General features: G+C 30.4%; 1 pseudogene. It reads right to left on the bottom strand.

Annotated elements, in window-relative coordinates:
- Nucleotides 1-306: pseudogene (locus AYC60_RS02610) on the bottom strand (glucose-6-phosphate isomerase); the annotation flags it as partial.

Below are 306 nucleotides of genomic sequence, written 5' to 3'. Positions count from 1 at the left end.
ATATTTCTTTTATACTCTTCAACTCCTGGTTTATCAAAAGGATTTATACCTAACATATATCCACCTATAGCTTCTGCCTTTTCAAAGAAATAGAACATATATCCTAAATGATAAGCTGTTGCCTCTGGTATATTAATCACAAGATTAGGTACATTCCCATCTACATGGGCAAGTATTACTCCTTTTGCTGCTTGTTTATTAACATAATCTATACCTTTTCCCCTTAAATAATTTAATCCATCTAAGTCTGTTTCTTCTTTTTCTATTTGTATATCTACTTCAGGTCTATCTATTAAAAGAACTGTT

Origin of the sequence: Streptobacillus felis (assembly GCF_001559775.1) — a bacterium.
GTDB lineage: Bacteria > Fusobacteriota > Fusobacteriia > Fusobacteriales > Leptotrichiaceae > Streptobacillus > Streptobacillus felis.
The sequence above is the reverse complement of the archived record's forward strand: the minus strand, read 5'-3'. Positions and strand labels throughout refer to the sequence as shown.